Genomic DNA, 553 nt, shown 5'->3' with positions numbered 1-553 from the left:
CGGTCCGCACCGCCGCGACGCGGGGGCTGCCGAAGGCGGCGAGGGCGAGCTCCACCTCTCGCGCCCGGTCGAGGACCGGGCCGACCGCCCTCGGCCTCGTGGCTGGTGGGCTCGACGTCGCCGGTTCGTTCGCCTTCGGGCTGTTGTGGGCGCTGGTCGGTATGTCGTTCGCGGCCGTGGCCGCGCTGCTCGCCCAGGTCACCGAGAGCACCCGCACGGCCACCGGTCTCGCGATGTCGGCGCTGGCCGTCGCGTTCGTCCTGCGCGCGCTGGGTGACAGCGCGCCGGAGGGCTCGTGGCGCGGTGGGCTGTCCTGGCTGTCGCCGCTGGGCTGGGGCCAGCAGCTGCGGCCCTTCGGCGACGAGCGCTGGTGGGTTGCGGTCGTGCCGCTCGCCTTCACTGCACTGGTCGCCGGGGGCGCCCACGCCCTCGTGGGTCGGCGCGACCTCGGCGGCGGGCTGGTCCGGCCGCGCCCGGGACCCGCCCGGGCCGCTCCCCGACTGCGCAGTCCGCTGGTGCTCGCCTGGCGGCTGCAGCGGGGTGGCGTCGCCGG

The 553-nt window shown here is 77.9% G+C and carries 1 pseudogene; it reads left to right on the top strand.

The window, feature by feature from the left end:
- Positions 1-98: 98 nt before the first annotated feature.
- Positions 99-553, top strand: a pseudogene (locus tag FRW57_RS22715) (ABC transporter permease); the annotation flags it as partial.

Source organism: Segeticoccus rhizosphaerae (assembly GCF_009192725.1).
Classification (GTDB): Bacteria; Actinomycetota; Actinomycetes; order Actinomycetales; family Dermatophilaceae; genus Segeticoccus; species Segeticoccus rhizosphaerae.
This window is presented reverse-complemented; position numbering and strand designations above follow the sequence as displayed.